We start from the raw sequence: 20,949 nt of genomic DNA, 5'->3' as shown, positions 1-20,949 counted from the left end.
TATTGGCCGAATCTTTCGTCAATTTATGGTGCGACATGCACTCCGTTCGGTTTGTCGAGCTTTGAGATGGCGCAAAACATCGATACTGGATCTAAGTATGAACAATTCTAACAGTCCGATCTCTGTCCGGCGTTATCCAGTGCAGTGAACCGCATGTGAAATCGCCCGTCTGCACGGCGCTTCAGTAAATTAGACTATATCTTCAACGATTTGACGTTCGGATAATATCTTGATGTTACCGCCCGACTGTTGGATGCCCTGCGCTTTGCGATACTGGGCGTCGTAGCGGATGTAACCAAACGGCTCTTCGCCGACGACGACAAGTATCGTCGTGTTGCTGCCCACCGCTGCAACGACGCGACCGCCGCTCGCGGCGATGCGGTGAGCGAGCGGTCCGTTACGCGATTGGCCGAGGATTGCGACCCGTTCTCCCTTGAGCGGTCCAGTGGACGCCGGGGGCGGCGCTGGTCCCACACGCCGACCGGTCGTCGGCGCCATCCATTCTGCCAGAGACACACCCGTTTGCTCGATGGCCTTGACGACGATCATCCCCGCGGCGCGAGCATCGCTAAGCGCGTCGTGATGGTTCAATGGGATGCCGAGGTACCGCGAAACAACACTGAGCTTGTGATTGGCAAGCTCCGGCCAGACCTTTTTGGCAACCCGCACACTGTCGAGCCAAGTGGTGTCGACGGGCGCCCGATCATTAATTCGGCAGGCAGCGGCAAGGGCTCCCTTGTCGAAATAGGAATGCGCCACGGTGATCCGTCCGCCGAGATGGCCGTCGATGACGTCGTGCACGTCGGCGAAGCAGGGCATCCCTACGACATGCTCGGCAGAAATACCGTGAATACGCGTGTTGAAACCGCTGAAATGGTCACGCGGATCGATCAGCGTCTCATACTCGAACGTGACCAGACCGTTTCGGAAACCGACGATACCAATCTGGCATATACTGCTGACGCGCGAACACGACGTTTCGACGTCCACCACGACAAAGTCGGGGGCTTCAGGCCGCACGGATTGAGTATCCGTATCAGCCGCGATTTCTAAGGAATGACACGTGTCGGACCGGAACATAGGGGTTCCTACTGCGTGATCGGCGGCCTGTCTAAAATTCGTCGTCGAGCTTTCTCACCCTATCAGCCTGCTTCAATCAGCCGATGTTTTCTGGGCTGCGAGAGTGCGCTTGATCCAACGATCGAACACTTCCGGCCATTCTGCACCGGGCAGACCTGGCGCGAGATAGCTTGGGCCGAAGCCATGGCCACCCTCCTGCAGAAAATGAGCTTCGACCGGCACTTTTGCCTCACGTGCGGCGACCAGCATGTTCATCGGCTCGCTGAAAGGAACGATCGGATCGTCCAGGGCATGGACGATGAAGAGCGGCGGCGCATTGCCACGAAGCCGCCGGGCAGGATCGAACCTAGCCGCCGGCCCCGTGCCGACCCGCATCAGATCGCCAGACGTCACGGGATAGACAAGCCCTGCATACGCCGGTCGCGCACTGCCTTGATCAGCCGCGTCGACGCCCTTGTATACAGGATCGTCCCACGCTGTTGCGATCGACGCCGCCAGCAGGCCGCCCGCTGAAAATCCGACGACGCCCAGCGTCTCCGCCCTGATCCCGTAGCGACCGGCATTGGCGCGGATCAACCGCATGGCCCTTTGCGCATCCTGCAGCGGCACGTCTTGTGAATCGATCCACCCTTCACCGGGTAGTCGATAGCCAAGGACGAATACGGTGACACCAAACGGATTGAAGGTCTTGGCGACGTTGATGCCTTCGTTTTCGACGGAGATGAACTGGTAACCACCGCCGGGAATAGAGAGCAACGCACGGCCATCCGGATTGGCCGGTCGGAAAACGCCAACCACCGGCTGCGCAACGCCCCTGAGCCAGAGTTCTCGTCGGGGTGCGGTCCCATTCATCGTGAAATTGGGCTTCGGCAGGATTTTCGGCGCGTTCGGCGGTCGATCGGGCCACAGCGCAACATACTCGGCAGGCGGCCATTGCGTTGTCGCGGCCTGTGCCAGGGCCGGCCCCACGGCTGAAGCAGCCGCAAGACTGAAGGCCCCGCCCAGTATCGCGCGTCGATCCAGCATCATGTCGCACCCTCCTCCATCTCGCTTGGCGGGGTCAACATATGATCGCCGTCAGCATTACATGTAGCATAGCCGGACCGTCGTGATCTTCCCATCCTGAAGATTGAGGGCGAAGGACGCCGTCATCGCCGCCGATCCAATTCTAGTCGAGGGAAAGCCCGTGTATTGCGTCCGCTGCGGAGGATGGTGCGACGGTAAGCTCACCCCGCACAACGATGATACTGCCGACGACGATCCCCAGGCCGCCGATCAGGACTGGCAGACCGACTGGGTCCTCAAATAGCGTGATACCGATCAACGCTCCGATCAGCGGCTCGATATTGATGAAAATGCCCGCGCTGGCACTGTCGACCCGCGCGGCACCATATTGCCATGCGACCGTCGCAACGAAGGTCGACAACAATCCCTGGCCGACAATTCCCAACCAAGCGACAGCGCTCAGATTGACAGGTGGTAATCCGCGCATCGCTACTGCCACCGGCGCGACCGTTATCGTCGCCACGATCAGCATGACGGACGGTACGGCCAGGGCGGAACGTACGGTCGGGGCACGCTTGGACACCATCAGCCAAGCAAGAAACACCAGCAGCGACAAAAGCGACAGCGCGATGCCCGCGGCGCTGCCCGCGCCACCGGGTTTACCTGCAATCAATGCGGCACCAATCGTGGCGGCCGCAACGCCGATCCAAGACGTGCGTGTCACTTCCTCTCCGGTCAGGCGCGCCGCTAATGCCACAAGTGCGGGCATCGCGCCGACCAGCAGCGCCGCCAACGTTACGGTTACGCCCGCCAGCCCTTCGAACTGGATTAGAAATGCTATGCCGTACAGAGCACCCGCCCCTAATACCGCGGGCGACCGGAACAGTGCTCTAGCCTCTGCACTGCCGAAGGCAAAAGGGATCGAGGCCATGCTCGCCACGGCGAAACGCAGCAGCACCATATGGGCTGGCATGACCTCGCGAAGGACCAGCTTGCCGAACGGAAAGCCTAGTCCCCAGAATAAGCCGGCAAGGGTAAGTGCCAGAAAGGCCAAGCGTCGCATCCTGGCGCCATGCATTGCAAGCGGGTCAAATGCTACAGGGATTGGGTACTGCATCATTCCATACAGGACGATCATTCTCGTGGGGCCGAGACGACAACGGGTCGGCCTATCTGCTCTGACGAAATGGTCGGGGTCGATGATGACATTCATGGTGCGCCAACGTTATCTAAGACCGGATGAGCAGTTTACCGATTGAATTGGTTCTAAAACACCGCCGGCGCTTCGACGGTAGGTAGCTTCACGCCGAGGAGACGAGCGGTAGATGGGGCGACCGCATACATATCGACGACTTTGAGATTGCGTCCCTTGGAAATGTTTGGTCCCGATACAATCAAGGTCGAACGCATTGCTGGATGCGAAGGCACGTAGCCGTGCATTCTCTTGTACACGGAAGCCCGAGCAATCGGCGCCGAGGGATCGCGGCCGGTTTGGTCTCCGGGTTCCATCGCAACGGAGAAGCTGGAACTCGGCGCGCCGCGCTGACACTTAATGGCAGCCGGATCGAGAACCGCCGCGGCATAATACAGTGAGCTTTTCGCCATCGTAGCGAGAATCACGTCAACATTGGCGAATAGAGCGGGATCACCAAGCCAAAGCCAGCACCACGGTTTTTATCTGACAGGTCTGACCGGTACCGAGGACAACGATGTCGTCGCGCGCGTCGTCCGCTGCCGGATCGGTCGACGCCGAAATGTCAGGTGTGGTTGCAGATATATCCAACACCGCAGTAGCATCACGGTCTGCCTCTCGTGCGGCTGCGCTGTGCGCCATCAATGCGAGTGGCGCCGCACCGGCAAGCCAATTACGTGTAATCATCGCTATTTCCGCTTGGGCTTCGTTGGCCCGTCGGTCGGGGGCGGTGACCGACAGTTCTTACCGCTCGGCGACGATCTCGCGCCGCATTTATGACGATGTCGATCGTACCATGGCGCTCTTGTCGCCGCTGTAAGCTCGGTGCCCGTCGGCCGTTCATCGATCTGACGCGGATATGTAACGGCAATGAAGCGAAGCGGTCCCACAGCCGAGGTCGGCCAGCGAGCCGAAGGGGACTATCATGACTATACGTTCGATTTTGCTCGGCACGGGTGCTGTAGCCGCCCTTTGTTGTGCGCAAGCCGGTACCGCGCAAAGTGCGCCGCAGAACATTGCCGCGATCGCCGACGACACATCGACGGGTGGTTTGGCTGCGCCAGGCGATGAAACTGACCCCGATGCGGACGGCGAGATCATCGTCCGGGGTGCCGCGACCCGGTCGGTCACGCAGCTGTCGGGCGCCGAAATTCAAAAGGTACTGCCCGGCATCAGCCCGCTCAAAGCGATACAGACGCTACCCGGCGTCACGTTCCTTACCGCCGATCCGTGGGGGAACAATGAACAGAATATCTCGCTGTTTGTGCACGGTTTCAATGCCCAGCAGCTCGGCTACACGTTGGACGGCGTACCGCTCGGTGATCAGCAATACGGCAATTATAACGGTCTGAGCCCGCAGCGAGCGATCATCTCCGAAGATGTCGGCCGGGTGGTTCTTTCTTCCGGCGCCGGCGATCTCGGCACCGCTTCGACGAGCAACCTAGGCGGCACGATCGACACCTTCTCCAGTGATCCACGGCCCACGTTCGGAATCAGCGCTGAACAGGTCGTTGGAAGCTATCAGGCCACGCGCAGCTATCTGCGGCTCGACAGCGGCGATCTGGGCGATGGCACCCGGCTGTTCGTATCTGGCCTCCGCCAGCGGGCGCGGGCGTGGGATTTCGAGGGATATCAGAAGGGCTGGCAGGGCAACGCCAAGCTCGTCCGCGAGGATGGCACCGGCCGACTGACCGCCTACTTCGCCTATTCCGACAAGGCCGAACCGAACGAGGACGCGACCGTCGTCTCGACCACGCAGACTTATCAGCCCTATATCCGGCCGTTCCTGTATCCCAACTTCTCGCAGGCGCGGGCTTATTATGCCAATCAGCGTCCTTATAACGGCGCGCCGACCTATGCGGCGGCGGGAGCAAATTACAGCAATTATTACAGTGATGCGCAGCGGACCGACTATTTGGGCTACGTCAAATATGATTGGAATGTAGCGACCGGTTTGACGTGGTCGAACCAAGCCTATTTTCACCATAATGACGGGGTAGGGGTAGTCGCCGGTCCGATCACCGTTGCTGGGCTGCCGTTGCTGTTCTCCTTCTATTATCCCGGAGCGACCGGCAGCAGCCCGACATCGACCGTCAATCTGGCGCGGCTTTCGACGATCTTTGGTGGTTCGGGGTTGGCAACGCGGACGACGGAGTATCGCATCGACCGGGTTGGCGGCATCTCTACGTTGCGGCTGGAACTCGGCGATCATAAGATAGAGCTTGGTGGCTGGTACGAGCATCAGAGTTCGTCGGCGTATCGCCGCTGGTACGCGCTCGACGTGAATGCCCCGTCCTCGCCCTATACGCGGCCGGGCGATCTCGCCGATCCGCTAATCACCCAATATGGCAGCGAAATCCGCGTTGACGAGATTCAGGCGCATATTCAGGACGCGTGGCGGATCGTTCCCCGGTTCACGATCCAGGCCGGCTTCAAGAGCACGTTCCAGCGGGCCAGCCAGCAGGTGCCGGTACAACCGATCCCCGGTTCGTTCACCGGTTCGCGCGAACTGCCCGTCGGGCGCCTGAACACCAGTAAATGGTTCCTGCCACAGGCGGGTGCGCTGTGGGACGTCACCGATCACGAGCAGGTTTTCGTCAACGCCCAGCGCAACATCCGCCAGTTCCAGACCAGTGCCGCTGCCGGCCTGTCGCCCTTCGCACTTGGCAGCCAGACGCTGTTCGACTTCTTCCGCACCAACACGAAGCCGGAAACGAGTTTGACCTATGAAGGCGGTATCCGCACCCGCCGCACGCTGGCGCTAGGGCCGTTGACCGGGTTCGATGGGCAGATCAGCTATTACCATGTCGATTTCAGCAATCGGCTGCTGGCGATCAGCCCGACGACGACGATCACCGCGATCGTCAGTGGCGCACCGATCATCGCGAACGTCGGCAGCGTCACGACGGACGGCATCGACGTAGCCGGCACGTTCCGTTTCGGTGAACTCTTCTCGCTTTACGACGCGGTATCCTACAACAACTCGCGCTATGACGATAACTATACCGTGGGCGCGGCACAGACAGTCGTCCCGACTGCTGGTCGAAAGGTGCCGGGATCGCCCGATTGGTTGAACAAGACCGTGGCGACACTCCATGGTGAGGGCGTGGAATTGCAGGTGATCGGGGATTACATTGGTCGACGCTACGCGACCTACACCAATGATCTGAAGGTTGACGGCTATTTCACCCTGTCCGGCCGTCTGGGGTTTGACATGCCGGTGGGCGAGGCGGGTATCGCAAAGAAACTATCTGTCAGTCTGAACGTCACCAACATCACCAACAAGAAAGCGGCCTCGACGATCAGCGTCGGTGCGGCATCCGGGACCTATAACTTCTTCCCGCTCGCGCCACGTCAGGTGTTTGCCACCATCAGTGCAGGATTCTGAGATGTTGCAGACCCGACGGGCAGCGATGGGGGTGGCAGCGGCAGTCGCGGTGGCCGTGCTCACCGAACGTCGCGTCGGGGCGGCGGCCCCGACGCCGCTCGTTTTCGCTCATCGCGGTGCCTCCGCATTACGGCCGGAACACACGCTTGGCGCCTACGCAAAGGCGATCGCGGATGGCGCCGACTTTGTCGAGCCAGACCTTGTCATCACGCGGGACGGGGTTCTCGTGGCCCGTCACGAGAACAATATCGCTGAAACCACCGATGTTGCCGCGCATCCGCAATTTGCCGCGCGCCGCCGGCAAAAGACGATCGACGGCGAAGCGCAGACCGGCTGGTTCACTGAAGATTTCACGCTGGCTGAATTGAAAACGCTTCGCGCCAGGGAACGTCTCGGTGCCGTTCGGCCGGAAAGCCGCAGTTATGACGGATCGTTTCAGATCGTGTCATTTGACGAGATCATCGATTTCGTCGCTGCGGAGGCAGCGGCGCGGGGACGCACGGTAGGACTGGTTCCCGAATTGAAGCATTCAACCTATTTCGCGGGCATCGGCCTGCCTGTCGAGGATCGCTTCCTCGCTGCGCTTGCCGCGCACGACTACACTCGTCGCGCGCCGATTTCGGTTCAGTCGTTCGAAACCACAAATTTGCGCTATTTGCACACGAAGATCGTCAAAAGTGGAAACATCTCGTTGATGCAATTGATCGGCGCGCCGGAAGCCCAGCCTGCCGATGTCGCGGTGGCGGGCGGCGGCCTGACCTATCGAGACATGACAAAGTCGCAGGGACTGCGCGATGTTGCGGGCTATGCCGACGTCATTGGGCCGAACACCCGCGCGATCATCCCCTTAGGCGTCGATGACATGCTCGGTGCCCCGACCAGTCTGGTCAGCGATGCCCATGCCGTGGGATTGCTTGTACGCCCCTGGACATTCCGACCAGAAAACCGTTTTCTCGCAGCCAATTTCCGCAACAAAAACGGCTCTGACGCCCGTAATCCCGAAGGCTCCGTTGCAGAGATGCGCCGCTACCTGAAAACTGGCATCGATGGTTTCTTCACCGACGACCCTGCTCTCGGGCGAGTCGCCGTCAGCCGATCGTTCGACGCGCGATAATCTTGGGCAGGTTTCAAGCAGGGAGCACGGCACACCGACCATACCTACGACAGCAAAGTCCCAGGATACAGGAGATTTAGCGGATCGGTCCCGGGTCGCGGCGCTTAAGATATAGGCGCGCCGGTTGCGAGCATCCGCACCAGCAAATACCCAATCGGCTTCAAAAAGAAGCCTTCGACCACCCCGATTGCCGATCCGTGCGTGCAAGGCATCACAACGGATCAGCGTCGTCGTAGGGTAGGGGTGGCAATGCCGCTTATCCACTTCGTACCTCCTTGTGTCGCCGCGAAGAAGGGCGCCCAAGGTGATGCGAGAGACGAAGCTGGCTGGAGCGACTTACTTGTCGCGTTCGGCGCGCTTCCGATCGGCCTTGCGCGCGCGACTGATAGCGGCTGCGTGCTGACGCGCCCGCTTCTCCGAAGGCTTCTCGTAATGCCGACGCAGCTTCATTTCACGATAGACGCCTTCTCGCTGCAGCTTCTTCTTGAGCGCGCGGAGGGCCTGATCGACATTGTTGTCACGGACGATGATTTGCATATCGACTTAACTCTCGGGTGTGTTGAGCGGCCTCGCGGCCGCCGTTATCGCTGAAACCCCTGTACCGAGGTATGGCCAGTAATCAAGATTTACCCCGCCGTTTAGGCCGGGCCGTAGGGACCAGGAGGCCGACCTACGTCACTTTTCGGCATCGATTTCTCGTGTTCGTTGCCATTTAATGTCCTCCAGACGCTTGGAAGGCGAGGTCTGATATCTCGCCCATACCGATTGGACAGGCGAAGCGATGGGGCGGGCGATGATCCAAAAGAATGTTTTCGATTCTATCGATTCTATCTGTGATCGCTTAGGGCGGAGATATCACATCGTAGCCGTCCTGAGGTCGGATACCTTGAGTTCAATGGAGATAGGGCAGACATGGCGGGCGCCACCATCGGTAAGACCATCCGATCCAATATCGTGCTGTTCGGTGCGCTTTTTGCCAATGTCGGGATAGCGATCGCTAAGTTCGTTGCGGCTGGACTGACCGGTTCTTCATCGATGCTGAGCGAAGGGTTTCACTCGCTGGTCGACAGCGGCAACCAGATCTTGCTGCTCTATGGGCAGCGGCGAGCCAAACGACCGGCGGATATCCAACATCCTTTCGGCTATGGCCGGGAACTGTATTTCTGGGCTTTCGTCGTCGCTATCCTTGTCTTCGCACTCGGCGCGGGCATTTCGTTCTATGAGGGATGGCTGCATATCCAATCCCCAGAACCCTTGCGCGATCCGACTGTCAACTACATGGTTCTGGGCATCGCGTTCCTGCTGGAAGGCAGTTCCTGGGCGATCGCGGTACGGGAGTTTTCGCAGACCAAGGGCAAGATTGGCTGGTGGGATGCTGTGAAGGCCTCAAAAGACCCGGCCAGCTTTATCGTCCTTTTCGAAGATTCTGCGGCGTTGGCCGGGCTTCTGGTCGCGGCGCTCGGCATCTGGGTGAGCCATCATTGGTCGGAACCCCGGATCGACGGTGTTGCGTCCCTAGTCATCGGTGTGATCCTCGCCGCCGTGGCAGGGTTGCTGGCCCGTGAAGCCAAGGGCCTGCTCATCGGAGAGAGGGCCAACCCGGATGTGGTTGAGCGGGTCCGGTCGGTGGTTGCGGCCAGCGATGGCATTACGGCGGTCAATCACGTCAGGACCATTCACACGGCGCCTGAGTCGGTGTTCGTCGCGATCAGCGCCGACTTTGCCGATCACCTGACCATGGGAGAGGGTGAGGCGTTGATCGGGAAGATCGAAACCGCCCTGCGCGATGAATTTCCTGAGATATCATCGGTTTATGTCCGGCCCGAAAAGGTGACAGATTCCGCCGGTCGGGGCAGCCAGCTAAGCGCGACGTCTAGCGGATGATCCCTCGGTCCAGCGAAATCGACACAGAGCTTTCGCAAAAAGCCGAATAATCTTTCAGTATATGATAGCAGGCTGTCATGCCGAAAATTGACATCCTGATGCCTGCGCCGATGTCGCCTGAAGTGATCTCTGCGCTCGACGATCATTTCATACTCCACCGTTTGTGGAAGCAGCCTGATGCCAGCAAATTTCTGAACAAGACCGGGCCGCATATACGGGGACTGGCGGTCAGTACGCTGGCCGGCCGGATCGATCATGCGCTATTCGATCGACTTCCTGCGTTGGAGATCGTCGCCAATTTCGGCGTTGGTTACGACAATGTCGATGCGCGAGGCGCGGCGTCGCGCGGGATCATGGTCACCAACACGCCGGGCGTCCTTGATGACGAGGTGGCCGACCTGACCCTCGGTCTATTGCTGGCGACGATCCGGCGCATCCCGCAGGCCGAACGATATCTGCGGGACGGGCTATGGCCGACGGGTAGCTTCCCGCTTTCTCCGACGCTGCGCGGGCGTCGGGTCGGTATTCTCGGGCTGGGCGCAATCGGCAAAGCGGTGGCGCGACGGCTCGACGGGTTCGGCGTGGAGATTGCCTATCATGGCCGCGCCAGACAGGCTGATGTTGCTTACGATTATTATGAAACTCCGGTTGCGCTGGCGAAGGCGTGCGATGTCCTAATCGCCATCGTACCCGGCGGCGCGGCGACGAGGCATTTAGTCAATGCCGACATCCTGACGGCGCTTGGGTCTGATGGTGTACTCATTAATGTTGCGCGCGGGAGTGTCGTCGACGAAATGGCACTCTTCGCCGCGCTGCGATCCGGCACAATCCTGGGGGCCGGACTCGATGTGTTCGAGAACGAGCCAAACGTGCCTGCGGCATTGCTGGATCTGCCGAACGTCGTGGTCTTGCCGCATATCGGTTCGGCGTCGGTGAAGACGCGGGCGGCGATGGGGCAATTGGTTGTCGACAACCTTCTCGCCTGGTTCGATGGCGGGAAGCCAGTAACCCCGGTCCCCGAAACGACATAGCGGTTCGGGCGGATACGGGGCAACGTGTGGATCGTTTCTGGTCGATGATACGCTGGAAGACTGCGGCCGCGGCCGTTTCGATCGCCTTGTCACCAACAGTTGCCGTCGCACAGGCGGTACCGCTCGGAGCCAATCTGGAGCGTTTCGATTATGGTGCGTTGGTCCACTGGTTCGCGACAAGCTCGCAAGGTCAGCAGGTCAAAATGGCCTATCTCGATTGGCGCCCGACGGGCGTGGCGAACGGTAAGACAATCGTCCTGTTTCACGGCAAGAATTTCTGCGCGGCGACATGGCTCGATACGGCTAAGGCATTGGCTGCTCAGGGTTTCCGGGTCATCGCGCCTGACCAGATCGGCTTCTGCAAATCATCGAAGCCCACAGGATACCAGTACAGCTTTCACACGATGGCGGAACTGACGCGCGCTCTGCTCGACCAAGTCGGTGTCGGCAGAGTTATCCTTGTGGGCCATTCTACCGGCGGTATTCTCGCCGCACGCTTCGCCCTGCTTCATCCCGATCGTGTTGTAAGGCTGGCGCTGGTCAATCCGTTGGGCCTGAACGACACCTTGGCTGAAGGCGTGCCCTACACCGATCTCGGCAAGCTGCGGGCGGAGGAGGCGAAGACCGATGCCACGTCGATCAAGGCGTACCAGCTACGCAATTATTATCACGGGGAATGGCGTCCGGCCTATGATCGCTGGGTCGCGATGCTCGCAGGGCAATATGCCGGTCCCAACGGGGATATCGTCCGCGATGCGCAGGCCCGACTGTCGGATATGATCCAGACCCAGCCGGTCGCCGCCGATCTGCCGCTCCTTTCCATGCCGGTCACGCTCATTATCGGCCAACGCGACCTAACCGCGTTCCGGGCCAACAGCGCTCCACCCGATCGGCGCGATCAGGTGCGGACAGTGCCGCAAGCAGCGGAAGATGTCGTGAAGCAAATCCCCGATGCGCAACTCATCCGGCTCAACAACCTCGGTCACGCGCCACAGGTCGAATCCCCATCCCAATTCATGGAGGCCTTGCGAATGGCCATCGGCAAATCAGGCTGTACGAACTCGCGGGGCATCGTCAGGTGAGCGGGCCGTTCGCCACTGGCGGGTCGAAGACGGGCGTGCCATCGGCGCGATAGACGATCTGTTGGACACGGGTGTGGCGGTTCGGGTCGAGCAAGGGGTCGCCCTGAATCGTCTCGTAGTCGCGCGCGTGAAAAACCAGCATGTCGCGGCCGCGTTCATCCACCGTGAAGCTGTTGTGGCCAGGACCATACACTTTGTGGGCGGCCGATGTGGTCATCACCGGGTGTTGGCTTTTGGTCCAGACGGCCGGGTCCATGATGTTTGCATCGTCACGTGCCGTGAGCATCCCCAGACAATAACGCGCATCGGTTGCGCTGGCTGAGTAGGTCATAAACAGCCGTCCGTTGCGGGCCAGCAGGGCCGGCGCCTCATTCACCTTGTAACCGCGCACCTCCCAATCCAGCGTGGGCACCGACAGTCGGGCTGGCTTTGCGGCCAGCGTTAACGGGGTGGCGAGGGGAGCCAGATAGAGGTTGGAGTTCGTCTCGATCCCCGGCTCGCGTTGCGCCCAGGCAAGATACCGCGTGCCACGATGGACGAAACTGGTGGAATCGAGATTGAAGCTGTCCCACGGCGTTTCCAGTTGGCCCAGCACCGACCATTTCCCCGCCATGGGATCGGGTCCATCGCAGACGACGGCGTAGGTTCGGATGCGGAACACGTCGGCACCGCCGCCGCTGGGCCCCGCCGCAAAATACATGATCCAGCGACCATCGATCAGGTGCAGTTCCGGCGCCCAGATGTACCCCGACATTGGCCCGCTCGACTGGTGCCGCCACAGCACCGCTTCCTTTGCAGTCGACAGCCCGGCGATCGTTCGCGACCGGCGCAGCACGAGCCGATCATATTCCGGCACCGACCCGGTCAGGTAATACCATCCATCGATGTGGCGAAACACCTGCGCATCGGCGCGCTGGCGCACCAGCGGATTGACGATCGGCAGCGAGGCTTTCTGCTGGGCCAACAGCGGTGCGGCGGCGCTGACCGCGGCACCCGCCAGAAATAAACGACGTGATGGATGAATCATAGGGATTATTCTGAGCATCGGATGGTCGTTTGGCAACACTAGCGGTTTGCAGCGTATCAACCGCCCACGCCGCGTTCGCGCGCCCAGACCACCGCGGCGCTGCGACGGTTGACACCAATCTTCGAATAAAGCCGCGCGACGTGATTGCGCACCGTGTTGCGTGACAGGCCGAGGCGCTCTGCCATCGCGGCGTCGTCGAAATCCTGACAAATCAGCTCCAGCACCTCGCGCTCGCGCTTGCTAAGATCGGCCGCCGGAGCATCGACGGCGGCGCCCGGCCGGGGATTTCGCAGGGTAGCGAGCTTGTCCATGATCGAGCGGCTGAGCCAGTTGGCGTCCTTCATCACCGCCTCGATTGCCTCGACGAGGTCCAGCTCGCCGCGCCGCCGTGTGGAAATGTCCTGATAGAGCCACAGCACGCACGCTGCACCATCCACGCTAATCCGCTCGGCGGACACCAGACAATCGACGCTTTCACCGCTTTTATGAAGAAGGCGGACGTCATGACCACGAAACCCGCCATGATCTTGGATTTCCTTTTCCAACCCCTGGCGCTGTGATGCGTCGTTCCACAGCTGAAGATCGTCGGCGATGCGCCCACCGATCGCGGGGGCTGAATAGCCCGTCAGCGATTGGAAGGCCTCGTTCGCCCTCACAATGCGGTTGTCGTCTCCGTCCGTCACCACCATTGCGACCGGCGCCATTTCGAAAACGGAAGAGAAATGGCGCTCGCTTGATCGTAGCGCTTGCTCCGCGCGTCGTCTGGGTTCCAGATCGGCGAAGGTGAACAGCAGACAGTCTTCGTTAGCGACCTCGATCGGCTGCCCGGCAAGCAAGACTAGCGTCTTATCGCCGCCGGCCAGCGGCAATTCCGCCTCCAGCTGTGGCACCGTTTTGCCATCCGCGATACATTCCCTGACAAACGGCTTGCGCTGAATCTCCGCGAAAAAATCCAGATCGAACAATGTCTTGCCGATAATCTGTTCACGTGCATAGCCCGACAAATCAAGGAAGCCTTGATTGACTAACACGTAACGCTGGTCGGCGACACGAATGATGAGGGCCGGTGCGGGATTGGCATGGAACATCGCTTCGAACCGGTCTTCTGCATCAAACCGTTCGGATACATCGCTGATCACCAGTCCCAGACAATCTGGCTCGCCCCCGTCTTCGTCCATCACAATGTCACGCACCTGATGCACCCAACATGGCTCGTTGGCACCGACCGGCGTGACTTCGATGATCAGATCGGGAAAGCTCTCGCCAGCCAGCAGACGCACCAGCGGGTATTCACGCCGAGGCAGTTGACGGCGATCACGATAGCGGAGCTTGTAGCGCGTGGCATAATCGTCGGCCGTCTCGCCCAAATCCGCCACCGCTGTCACGCCGTGCATCCGCAGGGCGGCGGGATTGGCGCTCAGGATGACGCCCGTCGGGTCCATCAGGATCACACCCTCCAGCAACCCCGCCATCAATTGCTCCAGATGGTGCAAAGTCGGCGCGTGTAGCGGCTGTCTGTATCGGTTTGTCATGTGGGTCCAGCGCGGGACGACCGTTCGTAGTTCCACAGTCAGAACTACGAAAATACCAAATGACTGGGTGCGTGAGTACCCATGACGGGATCGTCGATTGTCTTCGGCGCTGAACGGAATGGCGTGGTCGGTTGTTGAACCCCCGGAACGAAATTTTTTCAGGAGCTAGTTCATGAACCTCATCATTCTTCTCGTCGTCGGCGGCCTCATCGGCTGGGTCGCCAGCATGATCATGCGGACAGACGCACAACAGGGTGTCCTCCTCAACATCGTCGTCGGTATCGTTGGCGCGCTATTGGCCGGTTTCATCATCACGCCGCTGATCGGTGGCGCATCGATTATGGACGGGGCGCTCAATATCCAGTCGATTCTGGTTTCGCTGGCTGGTGCCGTCATCCTGCTTGCGATCGTCAACTTGGTACGTCGCGGCACGGTTCGCTGATCGATATGGAGGCGAGACCATCAAGGTCTCGCCTCGTCGCACTGCTATTGATCGAACGGTTTTTTCGCATCTGCATCGATCGGCAATATCTGTAGTTGCTGGGGCACGGTGCCGACGTCGATATGCTCTTCGGCCAGTCGCTGAAGGATTGCGATCAACGCGGCACTTCTGGCGGGATAGGCGGTGCGGGCGCTGGACGTATGGGCAAAGCAATTGAACAGTATGCGGCCGTCAGCGATGTTGTCGATGAACGCGACCGCGGCGGGATTGTCCAGGATCGCCGGTTCCGCCGCGAAGATGTCGAGGACAATGCGTCTGATACGGTCTGGCTCTATGCTGATCGGCACCGAGAACTGGATCTGCAACCGGCCGAGTGCATTGGCCATCGTCTTGTTCAGGACGGATTTGGTGATCAGTTCGGAATTGGGCACGATCAGGGTTGAATGATCGGCAAGCTCGATCTCCGTCGATCGCACACTGATGCGCTTCACATCGCCTTCTTCGGTCCCGATACGGACAAGGTCGCCGATCTTGACCGGCCGTTCGGCGAGCAGGATCAGCCCAGACACGAAATTCTGGGTAATTGCCTGCAACCCAAAGCCGATGCCGACCGACAGGGCGGACAGCATCAGCGCAATCCGCTCCATCCCGATGCCGAGCGACGCTATACCCCAGAGCACGGCCAGAATGATGGTGATGTAGCGGGCGATCAGCGCGAAGGAATTGCGACCGCTGATATCCATGGTGGTCGTCGGCAGATATCGATCATTCAACCACCGCAGAAACAGTCGCGCCAGCGTGAGGCCGACGAGCAGCACGGCTAGGGCGCGAAAAATGACACCCGGCGAAATACTCACGTCGCCGATCGTGATGCCGTTGGCGACGGCGCCGAACCGTTCGACCGTGCTGTCCACCCCCGAACCGAATGGGGTCAGCAGCATCACAACGGCAACGATAGCCAGACCCAGCCGCATCACGCCGGACAGCAACACGCCGAACTGGTCGATCGCGCCCGGTCGGATTCCCACACCGCGCGCCAGTACATGGCCGGGGCGACTTTCGGCCGAAAAGACGGTGGTGACGACGTCGTCGACCACCGTTAAAAGTAGGTAGAAAGTGCCGACGACGATCGCGAGCCACTCGATCACGATACGGGTCAGGAACAGGCTGAAATTGGTGTAGCCCGCCAACAGCGCCCCAACGCCCGCCAACGTGACTAGCCATGCCAACAGCGTCACGATCCCGACGCTGGCGCGACCTGCACCGGTGCCAGTGTTCGCTGTTTTCTGATCCTCCGGGCGTGCGTCGTCGGCGATCCGCGCTTGTGTCCGCAGCCGACCGAGCGTGAATAGCAGCCCACCGATCGCCAGTAGGCGGATCGCCGCGAGCGCGGCATCGGCGTCCGTTACCGCGACCGAGCTTAGGCGGATTGTCTCGATGGCAGCGGACAGGAAAATGTCGACTGAGGTCAGAATGGCCAGCACCCAGGCCCAGGGCAGAAGTGCGCGCGCGACATCGTCACCGATCGGCAACAGCCGCCATGATCCTTGGCTGCGCATCAACAGCGCAGCACCCAGTGCGCCGATGAAGGCGCCCATGCCGACCGCAAAGACGAACGCTGAAAGGATCGGCTCGGCGGTAGCTGCTGTCAGGCCCGACCAGCGCAGTCCCTGAACGAGCGCCGTGGCAGCGAGCGTCGGCAGGGCGGTGCCGGTGATCAGCCGCCACATCGCATAGCCGGAACGACGGACCCGGTGCCCCGGCGCCGCGCCGATGGCATAACGCCGCCCTGTCTCCCGCAAGGCGATCCGGCCCGGCCAGCCCAGCGCCAGCGCAACGATCGCGCTGACGACGGCGATCCACCAATGACCCTTTGCCAGCCCATAACGGAGTTCTTGGATGATCTGTTCGAGAAATCGCCCGAATCGAGCGACATCATGCGGCACGGCGTCGATCATTGCTGCCCAGAAACCCGGTGTCAGCGGCGACGCGTTGCGTGTCACCCAGCTTCGCCCCAGTTCCGCGGCTTGATCCGCGGCGATCCGGTCCGCCAGCTGCTGCGCCTCGACGATCAGCAACTTGCCCCGGCGGATGGCGCTGTCGATCGTGTTGCGCCGTTGGGCCAGCAGCTTGCGCTGTGCGGCGATGTCGGGTGCGTCGACGATGCCCGGCGCGACCGGCCCGATCTCGGTGATCTTCGCATCGACCAGCGCCATCTGCGCATCCAGTACATCGTCGGACTTGGTCGCGGTGGCGCGCGCTGCAGACAGGCGGTCGGTCAGTGCGGCGCGATCTTCCCGCGTACTGGCCTTATCGGCGGCTTTCTCCACCGCCCGGACCTCATTGGATGCCCCGACGAGTTCGACGACTGCCTTGGCGACGACATCGTCACCCTGGGCAATTGCCGGGCTGACGATGGATATGATCGTGAACAGAACCGCTGCGTAGCGCGTGATGAGCCGTGATGGTCGTGAGATGGACAAGGATCGCTCCGGACAGCCGAACCGCCTCCTTAGCGCTCTCGCTCACGAAAACCCAAGCTGCGCCCGCTCACCGATATAGCTGTTCCGCATCCGCCTTGAACCGGGCACCACTATCGTTCCGGCTGTAAAACATGTGGCCACCGGCATAAACCCGGAGCTGTACGCGCTCCGCCTGCCCGAACGCCGGCATCTGATCGACGATCAGGCGGGAAGCGAAGAAGGGGCAGGACAGATCGTCCCAGCCATGGACAATCAACACCCGCATCTTCGGATCGTTGGCGATCGCCTTGCGCAGATCGGTCACCGGCGTGTCGGCAGGCTTGCCGCGATCCCAGGCGCGGTTAACCGCATAGGACAGGGCATTATACCGCGCATCCGTTTTCCAGCCGACCTCGCGCGTCACGAAATCGACCATGGCACTGGTCGTCGGCGCGATCAGTGCATCGAGGATGGGATCGTTGGACTGCTGCTGTGCCGACCAGGGAAACGGATCGAAAGCCGTTACGTTGGAGTCGTACACGCTGCCGATGGTCCCATCGGATCGGTGAATCTCGCGGAGATACGTGCCGGTATCGATGCGCCCGCCCAGGCGACGCACCAGCGCGGGGTCCAGTCCGGTCAATTCCGTCACGCGTGACACGATACGCCCCGTCGCCTCCGGGTCGGAGCGACCCCGCAATAGATCACGGGCGAAGTCGCCGCGCGTATACGCCTCCACGTCCGCCATAGCCGCAGGCGTCAACCGCCCCTGTCGCTCTAGATTGGCCGCCGCCATCGAGGGCAGGGCGGTCATCCACGGCAATGGCGACAGCGCCGTCGCGTCATCCCCGGATGCAGGATCGAGATAGGGTGAGACCATGATGAGGCCGTTCACGCCCACGCCGATCTGCGACTGTAGTTCATAGGCGATGCGCGGCGCGCGGTATCCGCCATAGCTTTCGCCCATCACATATTTTGGCGAACGCAGACGCCCTTCCTTGACCAGCCAGTCATAAACGACCTTGGACAAATAACGAATGTCGGGATCGTTGGCATAGAACGACTTCTTGGTTTCGGCTTCATCGACCAGGCTGCGGCTGAACCCCGTGCCGATCGGATCGATAAAGACGAGGTCGGTGAAATCGAGCCAGCTGTTCGGATTATCCCGCGCGATCGGAGCATCCGACGGCGCGTCGCCCTGCGCGCCGAACTGTACGCGCTTCGGTCCGACGGCTCCGAGATTGAGGTACACCGATGCCGCGCCCGGCCCGCCGTTGAACGCGAAGGTAACGGGTCGGCCGGGATCACGGCCAGGCACGGTATAGGCCGTATAGGTGACCTGCCCGATCTCCTTGCCCTTGTCGTCGCGCACCGGAATTGTGCCGACCGTCGCGTTGTAAGTGATCGCCCGGCCACCGATCCGCGCGGTCTGGGTGATCGACTTGTCGGCCGGCAGCGGCGGCAATTTGAGCGCATCCTCCGTTTTCTTCTCGACCGTGGTCGTGGTCTTGTCGGCTTGGGCATAAGCGGCGCCGCCGCTGAGGACGAGCGTGGCGGCGAGCAGACGGGCGGTGATCGACAAAGACATGTCCTTGTTACTGGGCGGCGGTTGCAGGGGCGGGGGCGGCGGTGTTCGTACGATATCGGTCGAACCAGGCGATGATCGCCGATGCCTTGGCGGCCGATTGTGACGGGCGTGACGTGAAGCCGCCATGGCTGGCGCCAGGCACCTTCACGAGTGCGGTCGGCACGCCGCGGATCTGGAGCGCAGCATAATATTGCTCAGATTCGCTAACCGGCGTGCGGTAATCGTCGCTACCGACCACGACGAGCGTGGGCGTCTTCACATTGCCGACCAGACTGAGCGGTGATCGGTTCCAGTAGCTCATCGGATCTTCCCAAGGCAGTTTGGTGAACCAATAGCGCGAGGTGAACAGCGTGTTGTCCATCGTCAGCGCCTCACTGACCCAATTGATGACCGGTTTCTGTGTTGCGGCGGCCTTGAACCGGTCCGTCTTGCCGACAATCCACGCGGTCAGCACGCCACCGCCCGACCCGCCCGTGACGAACAGATTGCTGGGATCGGCCGTACCATCGACAATCGCGGCATCGACTGCGGCAATCAGGTCGTCATAGTCGGCCGATGGATAGGCCTTGTCGATCAGGTTGGCAAAATCTGCGCCGTAGGAGGTCGATCCGCGCGGATTGGTCCACAACACTGCATAACCGGCCGCAGCGTAGAGTTGCACGTCGGTCGAAAAGCTCGGGCCATAGGCGCTGTTGGGGCCACCATGAATTTCCAGGATCATCGACACGCGCCGCCCGGCTACCCTGTTGGCTGGCGTCGCCAGCCAGGCGTCGATCGGCCGGCCATCGGGTGCCGTAACGGCGATCTTGCGAACGGTCGCCAGCGACTTGGCACTGGCCATCACGGCGTTCAATTGCGTCAGTCGGCGTGCTTTGCCGGCGTTCCACACCCAAACATCCGCTGGCGCGTTCGCGTCGCCGCCGGTGTACGCGATGACACCGCCGTTTGAGACAGAGAATTCGCCGCCCGTGTAGGGCCGATCGAGCGCATCGCCCTCGACATTGTCGATCAGCGGTGTCGTTCGGCCATCGACGGCGATCCGCGCGATCCGACGCTGCCCGTGGTCATCATAGCTGGCGTACAGGCTGCGGCCGTCCGCCGCCCACACAGCATCGTCGATCGCGCGGTCCAGTGACGCGGTGAGCGATCGCGGCGCGGCCGCGGTGCGATCTCCGACATAAAGCTGCGTATTTTCGTAACTGCGACGTTTGTCGTCGAAGCCCAGCCACGCGATCCTCGTCCCATCCGGCGATACGCGCGGCTGGCCATCCGGGCCATCGCGCGACGTCAATGTCCGCATCGCGCCGCTGACGACGTCGACCGAGATGATGTCGGAATTCATCACCTGCCGTTCGGCATCCGGCCCCCGGATGGCGGCGAAGACGATCTCGCGGCCATCGGGCGTCCATGACAGGGGACCGCCATCGTCGAAGGCGCCAAACGTCAGTTGCCGCGCCGCGCCACCGTCCGCCGCGATAACGAACAAATGGTCGCGACCGGGTTTCACATAACCTGGGCCGTCATTGCGATAATTGACGCGATCGATGACGGTCAGCGGCTGGGCCCATTTCGCACCCTCGGGTTTGGGCGGGGCCTTGCCCAGCGTCGACGCCTCGCCCGCGACGGTCGCGATATAGGCGAGCCGCGTTCCATCCGGCGACCAGGCGAGCGACTGCGGAGCGCCGGGAAAACTGGTTACGCGTGCACTGGCGCCTGTCGCGATCCAGCGTACGAACAACTGCGAACCGCCGCCATCGCCGTCACTCGCCACATAGGCGATTCGGGTGCCGGCGGGTGACCAGCGGGGACTGGACCCTTGGGCGGTAAACGGTGACTGTCGCCCTGTCGCCACGTCGATCAGCCATAATGACGACTGCATCCGATCGGTCATCACGTCGCCGGTGCGACGGACGTACACGATCGTGCGGCCGTCCGGACTGATCTGTGGATCGGCGGCGATCGACAGGCCGAACAGATCCGCACCGCCGAACTGGCGGGTCGGAACCTCCGCCGGTGCGGCGTGGGTCGGTTGCTGCGCGGCGGCGGGTGCCGTGGTGGTCAGAAGCAGTAGGGCGATGGTGAGGCGCAAGGGACGCTCCTAAATGGATAGTGGAACAATGCC

The 20,949-nt window shown here is 61.2% G+C and carries 15 protein-coding genes and 1 pseudogene; 6 read left to right on the top strand and 10 right to left on the bottom strand.

Annotated elements, in window-relative coordinates; all coding sequences use genetic code 11:
* Positions 1-189 precede the first annotated feature (189 nt).
* The 4 genes from ASG67_RS09815 to ASG67_RS18845 all read right to left on the bottom strand — a co-directional run bounded on the left by ASG67_RS09815 (position 190) and on the right by ASG67_RS18845 (position 3,964).
* On the bottom strand, positions 190-1,080 hold the full coding sequence (locus ASG67_RS09815) for an exonuclease domain-containing protein (protein ID WP_235535138.1): 891 nt from the start codon (positions 1,078-1,080) through the stop codon (positions 190-192).
* Positions 1,081-1,152: 72 nt separating this feature from the next.
* A complete protein-coding gene (locus tag ASG67_RS09810; protein ID WP_235535137.1) occupies positions 1,153-2,109 on the bottom strand; it encodes an alpha/beta hydrolase in 957 nt (318 codons plus the stop codon).
* A 139-nt stretch (positions 2,110-2,248) separates the two neighbouring features.
* A complete protein-coding gene (locus tag ASG67_RS09805) occupies positions 2,249-3,298 on the bottom strand; it encodes a DMT family transporter (protein ID WP_200940756.1) in 1,050 nt (349 codons plus the stop codon).
* 432 nt (positions 3,299-3,730) lie between these two features.
* Positions 3,731-3,964, bottom strand: a complete 234-nt coding sequence (locus ASG67_RS18845) for a hypothetical protein (protein ID WP_156460724.1) — start codon at positions 3,962-3,964, stop codon at positions 3,731-3,733.
* A gap of 238 nt (positions 3,965-4,202) precedes the next feature.
* Between ASG67_RS18845 and ASG67_RS09800 the strand changes: the two genes are divergently transcribed.
* Both ASG67_RS09800 and ASG67_RS09795 read left to right on the top strand, forming a co-directional pair.
* Entirely contained in the window at positions 4,203-6,665 is a 2,463-nt protein-coding gene (locus tag ASG67_RS09800) for a TonB-dependent receptor (RefSeq protein WP_056528941.1), read from the top strand.
* A 1-nt stretch (position 6,666) separates the two neighbouring features.
* Positions 6,667-7,779 carry a glycerophosphodiester phosphodiesterase gene (locus ASG67_RS09795; RefSeq protein WP_056528939.1) on the top strand — a complete coding sequence of 371 codons (1,113 nt, stop codon included), beginning with the start codon at positions 6,667-6,669 and terminating at the stop codon, positions 7,777-7,779.
* A 336-nt stretch (positions 7,780-8,115) separates the two neighbouring features.
* Here ASG67_RS09795 and rpsU read toward each other — a convergent pair whose 3' ends face one another.
* On the bottom strand, positions 8,116-8,316 hold the full coding sequence (rpsU, locus tag ASG67_RS09790; protein WP_056528936.1) for a 30S ribosomal protein S21: 201 nt from the start codon (positions 8,314-8,316) through the stop codon (positions 8,116-8,118).
* A gap of 375 nt (positions 8,317-8,691) precedes the next feature.
* Between rpsU and ASG67_RS09785 the strand changes: the two genes are divergently transcribed.
* The 3 genes from ASG67_RS09785 (at position 8,692) to ASG67_RS09775 (ending at position 11,776) form a co-directional block, all read left to right on the top strand.
* On the top strand, positions 8,692-9,663 hold the full coding sequence (locus ASG67_RS09785) for a cation diffusion facilitator family transporter (protein ID WP_056528932.1): 972 nt from the start codon (positions 8,692-8,694) through the stop codon (positions 9,661-9,663).
* 77 nt (positions 9,664-9,740) lie between these two features.
* Positions 9,741-10,694 carry a 2-hydroxyacid dehydrogenase gene (locus ASG67_RS09780; protein ID WP_056528929.1) on the top strand — a complete coding sequence of 318 codons (954 nt, stop codon included), beginning with the start codon at positions 9,741-9,743 and terminating at the stop codon, positions 10,692-10,694.
* A gap of 44 nt (positions 10,695-10,738) precedes the next feature.
* Positions 10,739-11,776, top strand: coding sequence for an alpha/beta fold hydrolase (locus ASG67_RS09775; protein WP_082543429.1), 1,038 nt, complete (start codon positions 10,739-10,741; stop codon positions 11,774-11,776).
* On the opposite strand, the pseudogene ASG67_RS09770 reads toward ASG67_RS09775, so the two are convergent.
* Positions 11,775-12,803 (bottom strand): annotated as a pseudogene (locus ASG67_RS09770) (family 43 glycosylhydrolase); the annotation flags it as partial. The gene ASG67_RS09775 and the pseudogene ASG67_RS09770 sit on opposite strands and share 2 nt — an antisense overlap.
* 56 nt (positions 12,804-12,859) lie before the next feature.
* On the bottom strand, positions 12,860-14,275 hold the full coding sequence (locus ASG67_RS09765) for a PAS domain S-box protein (protein WP_200940755.1): 1,416 nt from the start codon (positions 14,273-14,275) through the stop codon (positions 12,860-12,862).
* Between the two features lie 232 nt (positions 14,276-14,507).
* On the opposite strand from ASG67_RS09765, the gene ASG67_RS09760 reads away from it, so the two are divergent.
* A complete protein-coding gene (locus tag ASG67_RS09760) occupies positions 14,508-14,777 on the top strand; it encodes a GlsB/YeaQ/YmgE family stress response membrane protein (protein WP_056528920.1) in 270 nt (89 codons plus the stop codon).
* 44 nt (positions 14,778-14,821) lie between these two features.
* Here ASG67_RS09760 and ASG67_RS09755 read toward each other — a convergent pair whose 3' ends face one another.
* The 3 genes from ASG67_RS09755 to ASG67_RS09745 all read right to left on the bottom strand — a co-directional run bounded on the left by ASG67_RS09755 (position 14,822) and on the right by ASG67_RS09745 (position 20,916).
* A complete protein-coding gene (locus tag ASG67_RS09755; RefSeq protein WP_235535136.1) occupies positions 14,822-17,260 on the bottom strand; it encodes a DUF3772 domain-containing protein in 2,439 nt (812 codons plus the stop codon).
* A 67-nt stretch (positions 17,261-17,327) separates the two neighbouring features.
* The gene (locus tag ASG67_RS09750; protein ID WP_056528917.1) at positions 17,328-18,827 is read right to left on the bottom strand and encodes a S10 family peptidase; all 1,500 of its coding nucleotides are present in this window, start codon (positions 18,825-18,827) and stop codon (positions 17,328-17,330) included.
* 7 nt (positions 18,828-18,834) lie between these two features.
* Entirely contained in the window at positions 18,835-20,916 is a 2,082-nt protein-coding gene (locus ASG67_RS09745) for an alpha/beta hydrolase family protein (protein ID WP_056528914.1), read from the bottom strand.
* Positions 20,917-20,949: the final 33 nt, after the last annotated feature.

The sequence above is a fragment of the Sphingomonas sp. Leaf339 genome, from assembly GCF_001426195.1.
In the GTDB taxonomy this organism is placed as follows: Bacteria; Pseudomonadota; Alphaproteobacteria; order Sphingomonadales; family Sphingomonadaceae; genus Sphingomonas.
Note: the sequence above shows the minus strand (reverse complement) of the source record. Positions and strands in the feature narration are given on the sequence as shown.